Source organism: Mycobacterium sp. NTMscope_MAC_12, assembly GCF_976985675.1.
In genome coordinates this window covers 2,335,367-2,349,942 of record NZ_CDRJYY010000001.1, presented here as the reverse complement: position 1 = coordinate 2,349,942, position 14,576 = coordinate 2,335,367, and the positions used below count along the sequence as shown (strand labels likewise).

Here is a 14,576-nt window from a genome sequence, read left to right as displayed (position 1 = left end):
GAAGGCGAGGGCCATGAGCACAACGGATTACGACGCCATCGTGGTGGGCGCCGGGCACAACGGGCTGACCGCTGCGGCGATTCTGCAACGCGCGGGCCTGCGCACGGTGTGCCTGGAAGCCAACACCTATGCCGGGGGCATGGCGGCGACGGTCGAATTGATCGACGGCTTCCGATACGAGATCGCCGGTTCGGTGCAGTTCCCCATGGCAAGCGAGCTCACCAAAGACCTCGGGCTCGACACGCTGCCGGCGGTGGAGCCCGAGGTGATGTCGATCAACCTCGGCGAACACGGCGAAGAACCGATGATCTTCTATCGCGATCCGATGCAACTGATGACGCACCTGGGCGAGAGACACGGAATCGAGGCCGTCACCGGCATGGCCGAATTGATCGGTTGGAGCCAGGCACCGGCGAAGGCGCTGGGTCGCTTCGAAGTGCGCCGGCCGCCCAAGACCCTCGACGAAATGTATGCCTGCGCAACCAACGACGCCGAACGCCGGGCCATCCACGAAATGCTGTTCGGCTCGGCGATGGACGTGATCGACCGCTACCTGCCCGACAAGCAAAGGCACGCGGTCATGCGCGGGATGCTGGCGTTCCTAGCCGTCAACTCGACCTACCGCGGCCCGTATACCCCGGGCAGCGCAACATGTTTGGCGTTCGCGCTGGCGGTGCCCGACGGCAGCACCGCGATGATGACCAAGCTGAAGGGCGGCATCGGCGCACTCACCGAACACCTACGCGAGCTCTTCATCTCCCATGGCGGCGAGATCCGCTTTCGCACCAAGGCCGGGCAGATCCTCGTCGACAAGCAGAGGGTGACCGGCGTGCGACTGCGCGACGGGTCGACGATCTCGGCTCCGATCGTCGTGTCCAACCTGTCACCCGATGTCACTCTCACCGACCTCGTCGCACCCGAACACGTTCCGGCGGAGCTTGTCTCGCGCGTGTCCGGTCGCGACCACCGCGCCTCGTTCGTGCAGATCCACTTCGCCCTGGACGGGCTGCCCGAGTTCGCCCCGCCGTACGAGTTCCTCAACGCCGACGGCATGCAACAGTCGATCGGCATCTTCGGGTCGCCCGAATCCCAACAGCTGCACTGGGAAAACTGCCGGCGGGGCATCGTCCCGGACAATCCGTCGATGGGCATGCAGATCCCGTCGGTCCACGACCCCGCAATGGCGCCGCCGGGCAAGCACGCGGCGAGCGCGTTCGCCTATGCGTTTCCGGTCGAAGTCAGCCGCTCGCAGCATGGGCACCTCAAAAACGAGATGGCGCAACGGGTTATCGACAAGATCACCAGGTTCGCGCCGAACTTCAAGGACATCGTGATACGGCACATCACGTTCGCGCCCTACCACATGAACACGATGTTCGGAGCGCCCGACGGCGACTTCTGCCACGGGCTGTTGCACCCAGACCTGATGGGCCCCAACCGGCCCGGACCGAGGGGCTTCCTCGATCTGCCCATCCCGATCGACGGCCTCTACCTGGGCGGCGCCGGCTGTCATGGCGGACCGGGCATCACCTTCACCCCCGGGTACAACGCCGGCTATCAGGTGCTCGACGACGCGTCCTGACGAGGACGGATCAGCCGCCGAACGCCCCCACGAGCTGGGCCTGGGCGGTCGCGGCGCCGGCGATCGCCTGCGCGGCCTGCACGCCGGCCAGGCCGCCGGGCAGCCGGTAGTCGTTGGGAAGCTGATAGAGCGTGAACCGATAACGGTGCGTGCCGGTTCCGGCCGGGGGACAGGGACCCTGATACGCCGACTGGCCGGCCGTATTCGGCAGGGTGATGGCGCCGGCCGGGGTCTGGCCCTCGGCCGTGCTGCCGGCCCCGGGCGCGATTCCGATCACCACCCAGTGGACGTACAACCCGGCCGGGGCGTCGGGGTCATCGACGACAAGGGCCGCACCCAGCGGGGCCGACCACGCCAACGGCGGTGCGATGTCGGCGCCTTTACACGTGTACTGCACCGGAATCGGCGCGCCGTCGGCGAAGGCCGGACTGCTGATCGTCAGCGGCCCACCCACGGGCGCGTTGGGCGCCGTCTTCCCGAGCGTCGTGACCTTCGGCGCCGGAGACGACGTCGGAGGGCTATCACCAGCGGAGCCGCAGCCGGCCAGCGTCCCCAGCAGCGTCGCCCCGCCCATGAGCGCTGCGATTCGACGAAACACCGGAGTCGTGTCCATGAAGACAGTCTGACCCGCCCGGTCGCGCTGCGGAAGCACCCGTTTCGCGGCGACGCACGCGTTACTTACCGCGCTTCTCGACTTCGAGTACCCGCTTGCGCAATCCCTCGGTGGCCGTGTCCATCAGGCTCTTGGCGCCCTTCTTGACCAGAAATCCGGGAACGGGTGCCACCAGGTCGACGGTGAGATCGAAGCGGACCCGGGTCGAGTCCCCGTCGGGCGTCAACGTGTACCGCCCCTCCTGAGCGCGTTGTTGTTTGGAGCTGACCAGGGTCCAGCCGACGCCATCGTCGTGAACGGTGTAGGCGAGCTCCTGTTCATCGCTGACGCCGACGAGTTTGACCACCTGTCTGGATCTAATCGGGTGGTTCTGGTCGTCGCGCTCGAGCACCTCGACCTTTTTGTGCGCCGACGACCATTCGGTCAACGACTCGAGGTCGAACAGCACATCCAGGATTTCGTCCGGTGTCGCTTCGATGACGACTTCGCGGGAATCGGTGATAGCCATGTCGGGGAGATAGCCGGTGCGATGACGCTCGAAACCGACCGCGTCAGCGCCCGGAGGCAAGCCCCGGGGGTTACCTTCCAGGGTGTGCATTTCGCCTGGGAAACGCTGACCGGCGGTGTGCATCGCTGCCGGCTCCCGTTCTGCGATGTCACGATCGGTCTGGTGTGCGGCCGCGCGGCAACGTTACTCATCGACACGGGCACCACGCTGACCGAAGCGGCCGCGATCGACGCCGACGTCCGTCGGCTTGCCGGGCGGCCGGTGAGCCATATCGTCTTGACGCACAAGCACTTCGACCACGTCCTGGGCTCCTCGCTCTTCGGGCAGGCGGAGATATTTTGCGCGCCCGAGGTGGTCGGGCACCTCACGTCGTCGACCGACCAGATCCGCGCGGACGCGCTGCGTCACGGTGCCGACGCCGCCGAGGTGGACGCGGCGATCGCCGCGTTACGGCCTCCGCTCCGCGGGGTCTATGACGCCTCGGTCGATATGGGGGACCGGACGGTGACGATCTCATACCTCGGGCGCGGCCACACCGCCTCGGACCTGGTGGTCCTCGCGCCGGCAACCAACGCCGGCGAGCGGGTGGTGGTGTTCACCGGTGATCTGGTCGAGGAGTCCGCCGACCCCGCGATCGACGCCGATTCCGACGTGGCGGCGTGGCCGGCCACCCTCGACCGGCTGCTCGCGGTCGGTGGCCCCGACGCCATCTACGTTCCGGGCCATGGCAAGGTCGTCGATGCGGCATTCGTCCGTCGTCAGCGGGACTGGCTGGCCGCGTGGCGGCCCAGCCTTAAGCGATAGTGAACTGAAACATGTTGTGTCCCAAGCGTTTCACGACTGTTTTGGCCCGATCTTTCGACTCCTGATTGAACTGCCGTTCGCGGGGATAGACTCACGTTCAGTGGAGTCGTGCCGGAGAGGGGCGTAAGACATGGCGATCATCGATAAGGACACACAAGTCCGGGCGTCGTTCGACGACGAGGTCGCTGCCACGCAGCAATACTTCGACGATCCGCGCTTCTCCCGGATCACCCGCCTGTACACCGCCCGCCAGGTAGCCGAGCAGCGCGGCACCATCCCGACCGACTACACCGTGGCACGCGACGCGGCGGCGGCCTTCTATGAGCGGTTGCGCGAGCTGTTCGCCCAGAAGAAGAGCATCACGACGTTCGGCCCGTACTCGCCCGGCCAGGCGGTGGCGATGAAGCGGATGGGCATCGAGGGGATCTATCTGGGCGGCTGGGCCACCTCGGCCAAGGGCTCCACCACCGAAGATCCCGGACCCGACCTGGCCAGCTATCCCCTGAGCCAGGTGCCCGACGACGCCGCGGTGCTGGTGCGCGCCCTGCTCACCGCCGACCGCAACCAGCAGTACCAGCGCCTGCAGATGAGCGAGAAGCAGCGCGCCGCGGCCACGACCTACGACTACCGGCCGTTCATCATCGCCGACGCGGACACCGGCCACGGCGGTGACCCGCACGTGCGCAACCTGATCCGCCGGTTCGTCGAGGTCGGCGTGCCCGGCTACCACATCGAGGACCAGCGCCCCGGCACCAAGAAGTGCGGCCACCAGGGCGGAAAGGTCTTGGTGCCATCCGACGAACAGATCAAACGCCTCAATACCGCGCGCTTCCAGCTCGACATCATGAAGGTGCCGGGAATCATCGTCGCGCGCACCGACGCCGAGGCCGCCAACCTGCTGGACAGCCGGGCCGACGAGCGCGATCAGCCGTTCCTGCTCGGCGCCACCAACCTCAAGATTCCTTCGTACAAGTCGTGCTTCCTGGCGTTGGTGCGTCGCTTCTACGAGTTGGGCGTCAAGGATCTCAACGGGCACCTGCTTTACGCGCTGCCCGAAGGCGAGTACGCGGAGGCCGCCGCATGGCTTGAGCGCCAAGGGATCCAGGGCGTGATCTCCGACGCCGTCAACGCCTGGCGCGAGAACGGCCAACAATCGATCGACGACCTGTTCGACCAAGTCGAGTCGCGGTTCGTGGCCGCCTGGGAGGACGACGCCGGCCTGATGACCTACGGCGAGGCCGTCGCCGATGTGCTCGCGTTCGCCGCCAGCGAGGGCGAACCGGCCGATATGAGCGCCGACGAATGGCGGGCTTTCGCGGCGACTGCCTCGCTGTACTCCGCCAAGGCCAAGGCGAAGGAGTTGGGTGTCGACCCCGGTTGGGACTGCGAACTGTCGAAGACGCCCGAGGGTTACTACCAGATCCGTGGCGGCATCCCGTACGCCATCGCCAAATCGCTGGCGGCCGCGCCGTTCGCCGACATTCTCTGGATGGAGACCAAGACCGCCGACTTGGACGACGCCCGGCAGTTCGCCGACGCCATCCACGCCAAGTTCCCCGGCCAGATGCTGGCCTACAACCTGTCCCCGTCGTTCAACTGGGACACCACCGGCATGACCGACGAGCAGATGAAGCAGTTCCCCGAGGAACTGGGCAAGATGGGTTTCGTCTTCAACTTCATCACCTACGGCGGACACCAGATCGACGGCGTCGCCGCCGAGGAGTTCGCCACCTCGCTGCAACAGGACGGCATGCTGGCGCTGGCCCGGCTGCAGCGCAAGATGCGCCTGGTCGAATCCCCTTACCGCACACCGCAAACCCTGGTCGGGGGGCCGCGCAGCGACGCCGCGCTGACGGCATCCTCGGGGCGCACCGCCACCACCAAGTCGATGGGCGAGGGCTCGACCCAGCACCAGCACCTGGTGCAGACCGAGGTGCCCAAGAAGCTGCTCGAGGAGTGGCTGGCGATGTGGAGCGAAAACTACGACCTCGGCGAGAAACTGCGGGTGCAACTGCGGCCCCGCCGGGCCGGCTCGGACGTGCTCGAACTCGGCATCTACGGCAACGGCGACGAGCAGCTGGCCAACGTGGTCGTCGATCCGATCAAGGACCGGCACGGCCGCAGCATCCTGCAGGTGCGCGACCAGAACACCTTCGCGGAGAAGCTCCGGCAAAAGCGGCTGATGACCTTGATTCACCTCTGGCTGGTGCACCGCTTCAAGGCCGACGGGGTGATCTACGTGACGCCGACCGAGGACAACCTCTATCAGACCTCGAAGATGAAGTCCCACGGTATCTTCAGCGAGGTCTACCAGGAGGTCGGCGAGATCATCGTCGCCGAGGTGAACCAGCCCCGCATCGCCGAACTGCTCAAGCCCGATCGCGTGGCGCTGCGCAAGCTGATCACCAAGGAGGGGTAGCCGCGATGCAGCCGCGGCCCTGGTCACGGCCTTTCGCGGCCGCCTGAGTTCGCTCCGAGGACGGTCTACTTAGTGAATATAAGAAATTTTCTAATTTGCGAGTAAGACATTTCGCCCACGGCAAGCGCCGGACACAGATACGATTTGTTTCGCCGATGGTCCATAGGCCCGAGATGGGCCATCGGCTTCAAAGCCTCGATGGTGCCCCGCGTTGGCACATTCCCTTGTGCCGCTACGGCTCCGCCCGTGAATCGCTAACCCGCTCTTTCCCGATGGCCCGCGATCGCCCGCGTGACGGCCACCGTCGTGCATCGCAAACTCGCCGCCGGAAGTAGTTTGCGCGCCCATGCCCCGGGGTAAGAAACAGTGGGCGCCGCGACGTGGCGCACGTGGAGATTGGGGGATCTGATGGGATCTGGACCGAGGACAACGGTCGCCCTGTTCGGCGGCGCGGCCATGCTCGTACTGGCGGTCGGCTGCGGCGGCGGGCACAAAGAAGGGCCAAGCAGCACGACCACCCCGACGACCACGCCGTCTTCGAGCGTCGCGCCCTCCACGACACCCGGTGAGGGCGGCGGTGGTCCCGGCGGCGGTGGTGGCAATGTGCCCGGTGGCCCGACCGGTGGCGGCGGTCCCGGTGGCGGCGGGGGCAGCATCCCCGGTGGCCCGACCGGTGGCGGCGGTCCCGGTGGCGGCGGCGGCAGCATCCCCGGCGTCGGCGGTGGCGGCGGTGGCCCGGGCGGTGGCGGCGGGTGCGTCGGCAACGTCTGCGGCGGCTACCCGTGATCAGCCACTGTCGTTGAGCCCGTTCTAGTTCGAAGTCCCAGACTTGTTGCCCTAGCCGGTGGGGTCATGGTTACCTGGCCCCACCGGCTGATAACTCTGGGCTTATTTCTTCCGGCTTCCCGCAGCGTCCTTTGAGCTATGGTTCGGGGGACTCGACTGCAAAGGGATCCCATGGGCAAGCTCAGGTTTGGATATTTCATCGCCCCCTTCCATCGCGCGGGCACCAATCCGACGCTGGCCCTGCAACGCGATCTCGAGTTCATCGAGCACCTCGACGCCCTCGGCTTTGACGAAGTCTGGATGGGCGAGCACCACTCGGCCGGGAGCGAAATCATCAGCTCCCCGGAGATCTTCATCGCCGCCGCCGCCGAACGTGCGAAGCGAATCCGGTTCGGCACCGGGGTCATTTCGCTGTCGTATCACAATCCGCTGTGGGTCGCGGACCGCCTGATGCTGCTGGACCATCTCACACATGGCCGCATCATCGGCGGCGTCGGTCCGGGCTCGCTGCCCAGCGACTCGTCGATGATCGGTCTCACCCCCACCGACACGCGGGAGCTGCTGGAAACGAACCTCGACATCGTCGTCCGGCTGCTCGCGGGGGAGACGGTGAGCGCCAAAACGGCGACCCACCAGCTGTTCGATGCCCGGTTGCAGCTTGCCCCGTACTCCGACGGCGGGATCCCGCTGTCGGTGGCCGCGGTCGCCTCGCCGACGGGCGCGCGGCTGGCCGGCAAGCACGGCATCGGCCTGCTGTCCATCGGGGCGACGCTGACCGTCGAGGGCTTCAACGCGCTGTCCTACCACTGGGACATCGTCGAGGAGCGCGCGGCGACGTTCGGCGCGCAGGTCGACCGCGGGAACTGGAGCCTGGTCGGTCTGTTCCATCTCGCCGAGACCGAAAAGCAGGCCCGCGAAGAGGTCAAGTTCGGCATCGAGCCGTGGTTCCGGTACTTCCAGAAGGTGGCCGCCTTCCCGCAGATGACGATGCCGGGAGAACAGCTCGACGAGATGATCGATGTGATCAACGACAACGGGGCCGGCGTGATCGGCACGCCCGAGCGGGCGCGCGAGCAGGTGCAGCGGCTGTGGGACCAGTCCGGCGGGTTCGGTTGCATGCTGCAGATGGGTCACGAGTGGGCGAACCCCGCCGCCACCAAACGGTCCGCCGAATTGTTCGCCGCCGAAGTGATGCCGCACTTCCAGGGCCAGGCGCAGCCGACGCTGGACGCCGCGGCGCGCGCCGGGCAGGCCCGGGAGAGCCTCGCGCAGTCACAGCTCGACGCCGTCGCGCACATGACCAAGAAGTATCAGGACGAGGTCGGCTCCAAGTAGCGGCGCACAGCCGCGACCATCCTCGCGAGTGTGCTTCGCGTATCGCGTATTTCGCGGACTGCTACCGCCCGGTGTTCGACTCGCGTTCGGCGGCCTTGACCAAGCGGCCGGCGAAGAATCGGACCGCCCCGCCCATCGCGGCGCGCATCACCGGTCCCGTTCCGCGAACGCCCTCGGTGAATGAGCCGGTCCACCGGATGTCCGTGCCGCCGGCCGCATTCGGCGTGAAGACCACCTCGCCGGCGTAGTCCTGGGCCGGGGTCGGCGGTCCCACCAGCTTGTAGGCGTGGCGGCGGTCCGGCTCGTACGCGACGGTCTCCTCCTGCACGAAGACGGGCCACATGCCCACCTTGCGGATGGCCCCGATCCCACCCGGCGCGGGATCGCCCTGGCGGGCCCAACTCGAGCGCAAAACGATCGGCTTGGCCCACTGCGACCAGTTGGCGCCATCGGCGACGAGCCGAAACAGCGTCCGCGGCGGGCGCGCTGCTGGTACGGGTGATTTCGAAGGAGAACTTGCGGCCCGACATGACAACTCCTGGTGATAGCAAACGCTACGGCCCTCGATGGCCCTGGACTGCGCTCGCCGGTAGGCTACCGCCCACCCGCCGAACCCCCGGCTCGGGGGCCACCTACACCTCACGGAATGAGCGAATGCGGCCGCGTCGCTTGGCGTTTGCCCGCTTCGTCGGCGCAGGGACCGCGGAAACGGCTTGCCTAGACTGGCACCCATGGATCACGGCTCCCGGCATGACGCCGGTGTCCCCGGGCTGCTTCGAATCGAGGACTGCCTGGACGGCGACGGAAATATCGCGCTGCCGCCCGGCGTCAACCTGATATCGCTGATCGACCGCAACATCGCCAACGTCGGTGACGCCGTGGCCTATCGTTACCTCGACTACAGCGGCCAGGGGAATGGCAAAGCCGAAGAGGTGACGTGGACCCGGTTCGGCGTGCGGCTGGAAGCCATCGGCGCGCGCATCCAACAAGTCGCGAGCCGTGGTGAGCGCGTTGCGGTCCTCGCGCCGCAGGGCATCGACTACGTCGCCGGCTTCTACGCGGCGGTCAAGGCGGGAACCATCGCGGTGCCGCTGTTCGCCCCGGAATTGCCCGGGCATGCCGAGCGCCTCGATACCGCGTTGCGCGACTCGAAGCCCACGGTCCTGCTCACCACCACCGCCGCGGAAGGCGCGGTCGCGGGATTCTTAGCCGGTCACCCGCACCTGGGCCGGCCGCAGGTGATCGCCATCGACCGGATTCCCGACTCGGCGGGTGAGTCGTTCGTGGCGACCGAGCTCGGCATGGACGATGTGTCGCACCTGCAGTACACGTCGGGCTCCACCCGGCCGCCGGTCGGCGTCGAGATCACCCACCGCGCGGTCGGCACCAACCTGGTGCAGATGATTCTGTCGATCGACCTGCTGGACCGAAACACTCACGGCGTCAGCTGGTTACCGCTCTACCACGACATGGGTTTGTCGATGATCGGCTTTCCGGCCGTCTACGGCGGCCATTCCACCCTGATGTCTCCAGCCGCGTTCGTCCGCCGGCCGCTGCGGTGGATCCAGGCATTGTCCGACGGCTCGCGGCAGGGCAATGTCGTCACCGCGGCGCCGAACTTCGCCTACGAGTGGGCGGCGCAGCGCGGCCTGCCCACCGGCGGCGAGGACATCGACCTGCGCAACGTGGTGATGATCATCGGCTCCGAGCCCGTCAGCATCGACGCGATCAGGACGTTCAACAAGGCGTTCGCGCCATACGGGTTGCCCCGCACCGCGTTCAATCCGTCCTACGGCATCGCCGAGGGAACGTTGCTCGTCGCGACCATCGCGCCGGTGGCCGAGGCGACGGCGGTGTACTTCGACCGCGAACAGCTGGGCGCCGGGCACGCGGTGCGCGTGCCCGCGGACGCCCCCAACGCCGTCGCTCAGGTGTCATGCGGGCAGGTGGCACGCAGCGAATGGGCCGTGATCGTCGACCCCGGCAGCGCCGCCGAATTGCCGGACGGCGAGGTGGGTGAAATCTGGTTGCAGGGCAACAACATTGGTCGCGGATACTGGGGACTCCCCGAAGAGACCCGGCTGGCGTTCGGCGCCGCACTGCGATCGCGACGCACCGATGGCAGCCACGCTGAGGGCGCCGACCTCGAACGCCCATGGCTGCGCACCGGCGATTTGGGCGTGTACCTCGACGGCGAGCTGTACGTGACGGGGCGGATGGCGGACCTCATCACGATCGAGGGCCGCAACCACTATCCGCACGATATCGAGGCCACCGTCGCGGAGGCGTCCCCGATGGTTCGGCGCGGATACGTGACGGCGTTTTCCGTACCGGCCCAGGAGGACCCGGCCGTCGACCGGCTCGTCGTCGTCGCCGAACGCGCCGCCGGCACCAGCCGTCAGGACCCACAGCCGGCGATCGGGGCGATTCGTGAAGCGGTCTCGCAGCGCCACGGTCTGACCGTCGCGGACGTGCGCCTCTTACCGGCGGGGGCCATCCCACGGACGACCAGCGGCAAGCTCGCCCGTCGCGCATGCCGCGCCGAATACCTCGGTGGCGGCCTGGGCGCCCACTGATCGGATTCGCGCGGCGGCGGAGCAGGCCGGACACCGACCGTCCTGATGGCATCCTGGCCATGTGGGCTTGCTATTCCGATTGGCGGAGCTGCTGATCCTCATCCTGCCGCTGACGGGCGCGATCGTGGCCGCGGTGCGTGCGTTCGGCGCCTACCGGCGGCGCGCCGACGAGCGGGCGCGGGAATCCGAGCGGACACCGCTGCCCGACGCGCCCGCCGGCCCAGCCGCAGCGAACAACCACGCGGCCCAATGGCGCGCGATCCGGCGCGTCCTCGACGAACACAGCCGCACCGATGATCGTTGGCTCGAGTACGAACTCGACGTCGCAAAGCTCCTGGACTTTCCGCTCATGACCGACATGCGCGATGCGCTGACGGTCGCGTTCCACAAAGCCAAACTCCGCGCCGACTTCCTGCGGCCCGTCAAGGCCGAAGATCTCCTCGACGATCGGGAAGCCGCCGCGCAATACATGGCCGCCGTCGAGGATTACGCGACCGCGTTCAACGCCGCGGAGGCCGAGGCGATGCGCCGACGCCGCAACGACTTTTCCCGGGCGGATCAGCAACGGATCGCCCGCGCGCAGAGCCTGCTTCGGGTGGCGGCCGACCCCGCGGCGGCGGCGCACGAACGTCAGCGCGCCTACGAGGTGGCCCGTAACGAACTCGACGGCCTCTTGGTGCTGCCGTCGGGCGCACGGGCGAACATCGAACGCGGGATCTCCGGCGAGATCGAGCGCTGACGTCCCGTTACGGGCAGCTGTACCCGCCGTCGATCACGAGGTCCGAACCGGTCATGTAGCTGGACGCCTCGCTGGCCAGATACAGGTAGAGGCCGATGAGTTCCTCAGGCCGGCCGATGCGGCCCAGCGGAATCTTGGGCTCCCACAGGCGGTGATACTCCTCGAGGGGCTCGACGAGTTCGGTGAGGATGTAGCCGGGGCTGACGCTGTTGACCCGAATGTTGTGGGGCGCGAATTCGACGGCCATCGCCTTGGTCAGATGGATGACGGCCGCCTTGGAGGCGCAGTAGTGGCCGACCTGCTGCGGCACGTTGATGATGTGGCCCGACATCGAGGCGGTGGTGATGATGGCGCCACCGTGTCCCTGCCGGACCATCGCCCGGGCCGCCGCCTGCGCGGTGAGAAAGACTCCGGTCACGTTGGTGTCCTGGATGCGCTGGAATTCTTCCGGTGACATCTCCAGCATCGGGGTGACGGCGATGATCCCGGCGTTGCACACGGCGATGTCGATGCCGCCCAACTCCGCGATCACCCGGTCCACCATGGTGCCCACCTGGTCCGGTTGCGTGACGTCACAACGGATCGGCACCACGTTGCCTTCTCCGTCTGCGGACAGCTCGCCGGCGATGCGTTGCAAGGCTTCGAAATTCCGTGCCGCAAGGGCGACCTGGGCGCCGGCTTGCAGATACGCCTGTGCCACCTGCTTGCCGATGCCGCTGGACGCGCCGGTCACCAACGCGCGCTTGCCGCGCAAGTCGAACAGGTCCCACACGTTCATTCGATAACCCTATTCGCAACCGGCAACCCAAAACCGAAACACGTTCTAGTGTGTCCGCTATGGGCAAATTCACCAGGGCAGAAATCGACGAAGCCGTCGAGAACTACACCAAGGTCGTCGAAGGGTGCAGCGCGTCGGGCGACTGGCGCCCGTTCGCGGATCTGTTCACCGAAGATGTCGTCTACACCGAGCATCACTACGGCGTCTTCCACGGGCGCGAGGCGGTGCGGGACTGGATCGTCGCGGTGATGGCGCCGTTTCCGCACATGCGCTTCCCCAACGACTGGATCGCGCACGACGAGGACAACGACGCCGTCGTCGTCATGATCAAGAACCTGCTGGACCACCCCACCGATCCGGACGGCGAACCGTTCTGGTTCCCCAACTGGACCCGGCTGGTCTACGCCGGCGACGGTCTGTTCTCCAGCGAGGAGGACATCTACAACCCCGACCGTGACGCACCCCGCGTCGTCGCGGCCTGGATGCAGGCCGGCGGGAAGCTCGCCACGACCGAGATCCTGCAGCCCAACGCCTAACTAGGCCGACCCGAGCGTGCGGTCTGCGACGCATCACCAGCGTGTCGCGTCGTGAATCGCACACTCGGCGTTGGTGTTAGCGCGCGACCACCGGGGCGACGCGCCGCCGGCGCCGCGACCGGACCTTGCCCAGCGCCTGCTCCCAGGCCAGCAAGGTCGTGGCCTTCACGTTGGCCGGCTTCACGCTGTCCTTGGACAGCAGCGCGGTCGCCGCGGCCTTGGTGGTCGCCGACGCCTTCGACATGTGGCCCGAGTCGAACGGTGGTTGCGGGTCGTATTCCAGCGCGAGTTGGATTGCCTTGGCGCGGCTTTCGCCGCCGATCTGTCCGGCCAGCCACAGCGCGAGGTCGAGTCCGGCGGACACGCCCGCGCTGGTGACGACGTTGCCCTCGTGCACGATTCGCTCGTCTCCCACCGGAACGGCGCCGAAGGCTTTCAGCGCGGGAATCGTCAGCCAGTGCGACGTCGCCCGCCGGCCCTGCAATAGCCCCGCGGCCGCCAGGATCACCGAGCCCGAACACACCGACGCCGTCCAGCTCGCGGTGCGGTGCGCGCGGCGCAGCCAGTCGAGCAGCGCGTCGTCGCGCGCATGGACCGGGGTCGAGGGGCCTCCCGGGACGAGAATCACGTCGGGAGAAGGCGTTTCGGCCAGCGAGTGCGTGGCGCCGATGACCAGCACGCCGGAGTCGGCGGTGATCGGCCCGGCGTCGTGCCAGACGAACCGCACGTCGGCGCCCGGGAGGTTGCGCAACACCTCGTAGGGGCCGATCATGTCCAGCGCGGTGAATCCTGGATAGGCCACGATGGCGATCTGGGTCATTGGTGTCGTCCTTTCCGGCTAAGCGAAGGCCTTGCGGTACTGGTCGGGCGAAATGCCCACGCGGCGAAGGAAATTGCGGCGCATCGTCTCCGCGGTACCGAAGCCGCATCGGGCGGCGATCGCGACGACGGTGTCGTCGGTCTCCTCCAACTGTCGGCGCGCGGCTTCGGTGCGGATGCGCTCGACGTATTGGCCGGGCGCCTCACCGATCTCGGCCGTGAACACCCGGGTGAAGTGGCGCGGGCTCATCGCGGCCCGGCGGGCCAGATCGTCGACGGTGTGCGGGCCGCCCGGTTCGGCCTCGATCGTCTCCTGCACCTCGCGAATCGAGTCGCGCCTGGCCCGCGGCATCCACACCGGCGCCGCGAACTGCGTCTGTCCGCCGGGCCGGCGCAGATACAGCACCAGCCAGCGAGCCACCGTCTGGGCGACCTCGGTGCCGTGGTCCTCCTCGATCAGCGCCAGGGCGAGGTCGATTCCCGCGGTGACCCCCGCGGCGGTCCATACGGTGTCCGAGGTGCGGACGAAGATCGGGTCGGCGTCGACGTCGATGGCGGGAAACTCGCTCGCCAGACGTTCGGCGAAGGCCCAGTGCGTGGTCACGCGCTGCCCGTCGAGCAGACCCGCCTCGGCGGCAAGGAACGCGCCGGTGCACACCGTCACCATGCGGCGGGCATGTCCGGCGACGGCCTTGACCCAGGCCACCAGCTCGGCATCGGCCCGCGCCGCGTCGACGCCCGCGCCGCCGGGCAGCACGACCGTGTCGATCGGCTCGCCCGGGTCCGGCAACGGCGTCGCGACGAGGGCCAGCCCGGTGGCCGTCGACACCGGTTGGCCGTCGACCGAGGCGACGGTGACGTCGTAGCTTCCGCCCGTCAACAGCGATGCGGTCGTGAACACGTCGTGCGGCCCGATCACGTCGAGCGCCTGCACGCCGGGGTAACCGGCGATGACCACCTTGCGAGGCATGAACCCAGTGTTGGACACAGCGGGGTGCGTCGTCTACGCCATGTATCCCACCAATTAGGACACGAAAGGCTGCGCCCCACCCTGCCCCGGGGCGTCCGGGGCGGTGTTGGC

General features: G+C 67.7%; 13 protein-coding genes and 1 pseudogene. 8 read left to right on the top strand and 6 right to left on the bottom strand.

Features of this window, described 5'->3' with window-relative positions; translation table 11 throughout:
- Positions 1-13: 13 nt before the first annotated feature.
- Complete coding sequence (locus AC0KS4_RS10800) at positions 14-1,582, top strand: phytoene desaturase family protein (protein ID WP_238955839.1); 1,569 nt, start codon at positions 14-16, stop codon at positions 1,580-1,582.
- Between the two features lie 10 nt (positions 1,583-1,592).
- Here the strand turns inward: AC0KS4_RS10800 and AC0KS4_RS10795 are convergent, their stop codons facing one another.
- Together AC0KS4_RS10795 and AC0KS4_RS10790 are read right to left on the bottom strand one after the other, a co-directional pair.
- On the bottom strand, positions 1,593-2,195 hold the full coding sequence (locus AC0KS4_RS10795) for a YbhB/YbcL family Raf kinase inhibitor-like protein (RefSeq protein WP_238955838.1): 603 nt from the start codon (positions 2,193-2,195) through the stop codon (positions 1,593-1,595).
- 61 nt (positions 2,196-2,256) lie between these two features.
- Positions 2,257-2,703, bottom strand: coding sequence for an SRPBCC family protein (locus AC0KS4_RS10790; RefSeq protein ID WP_225329257.1), 447 nt, complete (start codon positions 2,701-2,703; stop codon positions 2,257-2,259).
- Positions 2,704-2,787: 84 nt separating this feature from the next.
- On the opposite strand from AC0KS4_RS10790, the gene AC0KS4_RS10785 reads away from it, so the two are divergent.
- The 4 genes from AC0KS4_RS10785 to AC0KS4_RS10770 all read left to right on the top strand — a co-directional run bounded on the left by AC0KS4_RS10785 (position 2,788) and on the right by AC0KS4_RS10770 (position 8,047).
- Complete coding sequence (locus AC0KS4_RS10785; protein ID WP_238957283.1) at positions 2,788-3,507, top strand: MBL fold metallo-hydrolase; 720 nt, start codon at positions 2,788-2,790, stop codon at positions 3,505-3,507.
- 130 nt (positions 3,508-3,637) lie between these two features.
- On the top strand, positions 3,638-5,926 hold the full coding sequence (aceA, locus tag AC0KS4_RS10780) for an isocitrate lyase ICL2 (RefSeq protein WP_238955837.1): 2,289 nt from the start codon (positions 3,638-3,640) through the stop codon (positions 5,924-5,926).
- A gap of 408 nt (positions 5,927-6,334) precedes the next feature.
- Positions 6,335-6,712 carry a hypothetical protein gene (locus AC0KS4_RS10775; protein ID WP_225329259.1) on the top strand — a complete coding sequence of 126 codons (378 nt, stop codon included), beginning with the start codon at positions 6,335-6,337 and terminating at the stop codon, positions 6,710-6,712.
- Positions 6,713-6,883: 171 nt separating this feature from the next.
- Positions 6,884-8,047 carry an LLM class flavin-dependent oxidoreductase gene (locus AC0KS4_RS10770; protein WP_238955836.1) on the top strand — a complete coding sequence of 388 codons (1,164 nt, stop codon included), beginning with the start codon at positions 6,884-6,886 and terminating at the stop codon, positions 8,045-8,047.
- A gap of 61 nt (positions 8,048-8,108) precedes the next feature.
- Here the strand turns inward: AC0KS4_RS10770 and AC0KS4_RS10765 are convergent.
- Positions 8,109-8,577: pseudogene (locus AC0KS4_RS10765) on the bottom strand (SRPBCC family protein).
- Positions 8,578-8,778: 201 nt separating this feature from the next.
- Between AC0KS4_RS10765 and AC0KS4_RS10760 the strand changes: the two are divergent.
- Both AC0KS4_RS10760 and AC0KS4_RS10755 read left to right on the top strand, forming a co-directional pair.
- Positions 8,779-10,623: a fatty acyl-AMP ligase gene (locus tag AC0KS4_RS10760; protein ID WP_238955835.1), complete on the top strand. Its 1,845-nt coding sequence runs from the start codon at positions 8,779-8,781 to the stop codon at positions 10,621-10,623.
- Between the two features lie 61 nt (positions 10,624-10,684).
- Positions 10,685-11,362 carry a hypothetical protein gene (locus AC0KS4_RS10755; protein ID WP_238955834.1) on the top strand — a complete coding sequence of 226 codons (678 nt, stop codon included), beginning with the start codon at positions 10,685-10,687 and terminating at the stop codon, positions 11,360-11,362.
- Positions 11,363-11,369: 7 nt separating this feature from the next.
- Here AC0KS4_RS10755 and AC0KS4_RS10750 read toward each other — a convergent pair whose 3' ends face one another.
- Entirely contained in the window at positions 11,370-12,140 is a 771-nt protein-coding gene (locus AC0KS4_RS10750) for an SDR family oxidoreductase (protein ID WP_238955833.1), read from the bottom strand.
- 59 nt (positions 12,141-12,199) lie between these two features.
- Here AC0KS4_RS10750 and AC0KS4_RS10745 point away from each other — a divergent pair, with 59 nt between their 5' ends.
- Complete coding sequence (locus AC0KS4_RS10745) at positions 12,200-12,676, top strand: nuclear transport factor 2 family protein (protein ID WP_238955832.1); 477 nt, start codon at positions 12,200-12,202, stop codon at positions 12,674-12,676.
- Positions 12,677-12,752: 76 nt separating this feature from the next.
- Here AC0KS4_RS10745 and AC0KS4_RS10740 read toward each other — a convergent pair whose 3' ends face one another.
- Together AC0KS4_RS10740 and AC0KS4_RS10735 are read right to left on the bottom strand one after the other, a co-directional pair.
- Positions 12,753-13,496 (bottom strand): DJ-1/PfpI family protein, encoded by a 744-nt coding sequence (locus AC0KS4_RS10740; RefSeq protein ID WP_238955831.1) that lies wholly within the window; start codon positions 13,494-13,496, stop codon positions 12,753-12,755.
- A gap of 18 nt (positions 13,497-13,514) precedes the next feature.
- Positions 13,515-14,465 carry a GlxA family transcriptional regulator gene (locus AC0KS4_RS10735; RefSeq protein WP_238955830.1) on the bottom strand — a complete coding sequence of 317 codons (951 nt, stop codon included), beginning with the start codon at positions 14,463-14,465 and terminating at the stop codon, positions 13,515-13,517.
- Positions 14,466-14,576 lie beyond the last annotated feature (111 nt).

Coding starts and splice junctions, on each gene's coding strand:
- AC0KS4_RS10800 (WP_238955839.1), top strand. CDS start 14: ATGAGCACAACGGATTACGACGCCATCGTGGTGGGCGCCGGGCACAAC.
- AC0KS4_RS10795 (WP_238955838.1), bottom strand. CDS start 2,195: ATGGACACGACTCCGGTGTTTCGTCGAATCGCAGCGCTCATGGGCGGG.
- AC0KS4_RS10790 (WP_225329257.1), bottom strand. CDS start 2,703: ATGGCTATCACCGATTCCCGCGAAGTCGTCATCGAAGCGACACCGGAC.
- aceA (WP_238955837.1), top strand. CDS start 3,638: ATGGCGATCATCGATAAGGACACACAAGTCCGGGCGTCGTTCGACGAC.
- AC0KS4_RS10775 (WP_225329259.1), top strand. CDS start 6,335: ATGGGATCTGGACCGAGGACAACGGTCGCCCTGTTCGGCGGCGCGGCC.
- AC0KS4_RS10770 (WP_238955836.1), top strand. CDS start 6,884: ATGGGCAAGCTCAGGTTTGGATATTTCATCGCCCCCTTCCATCGCGCG.
- AC0KS4_RS10760 (WP_238955835.1), top strand. CDS start 8,779: ATGGATCACGGCTCCCGGCATGACGCCGGTGTCCCCGGGCTGCTTCGA.
- AC0KS4_RS10750 (WP_238955833.1), bottom strand. CDS start 12,140: ATGAACGTGTGGGACCTGTTCGACTTGCGCGGCAAGCGCGCGTTGGTG.
- AC0KS4_RS10745 (WP_238955832.1), top strand. CDS start 12,200: ATGGGCAAATTCACCAGGGCAGAAATCGACGAAGCCGTCGAGAACTAC.
- AC0KS4_RS10740 (WP_238955831.1), bottom strand. CDS start 13,496: ATGACCCAGATCGCCATCGTGGCCTATCCAGGATTCACCGCGCTGGAC.
- AC0KS4_RS10735 (WP_238955830.1), bottom strand. CDS start 14,465: ATGCCTCGCAAGGTGGTCATCGCCGGTTACCCCGGCGTGCAGGCGCTC.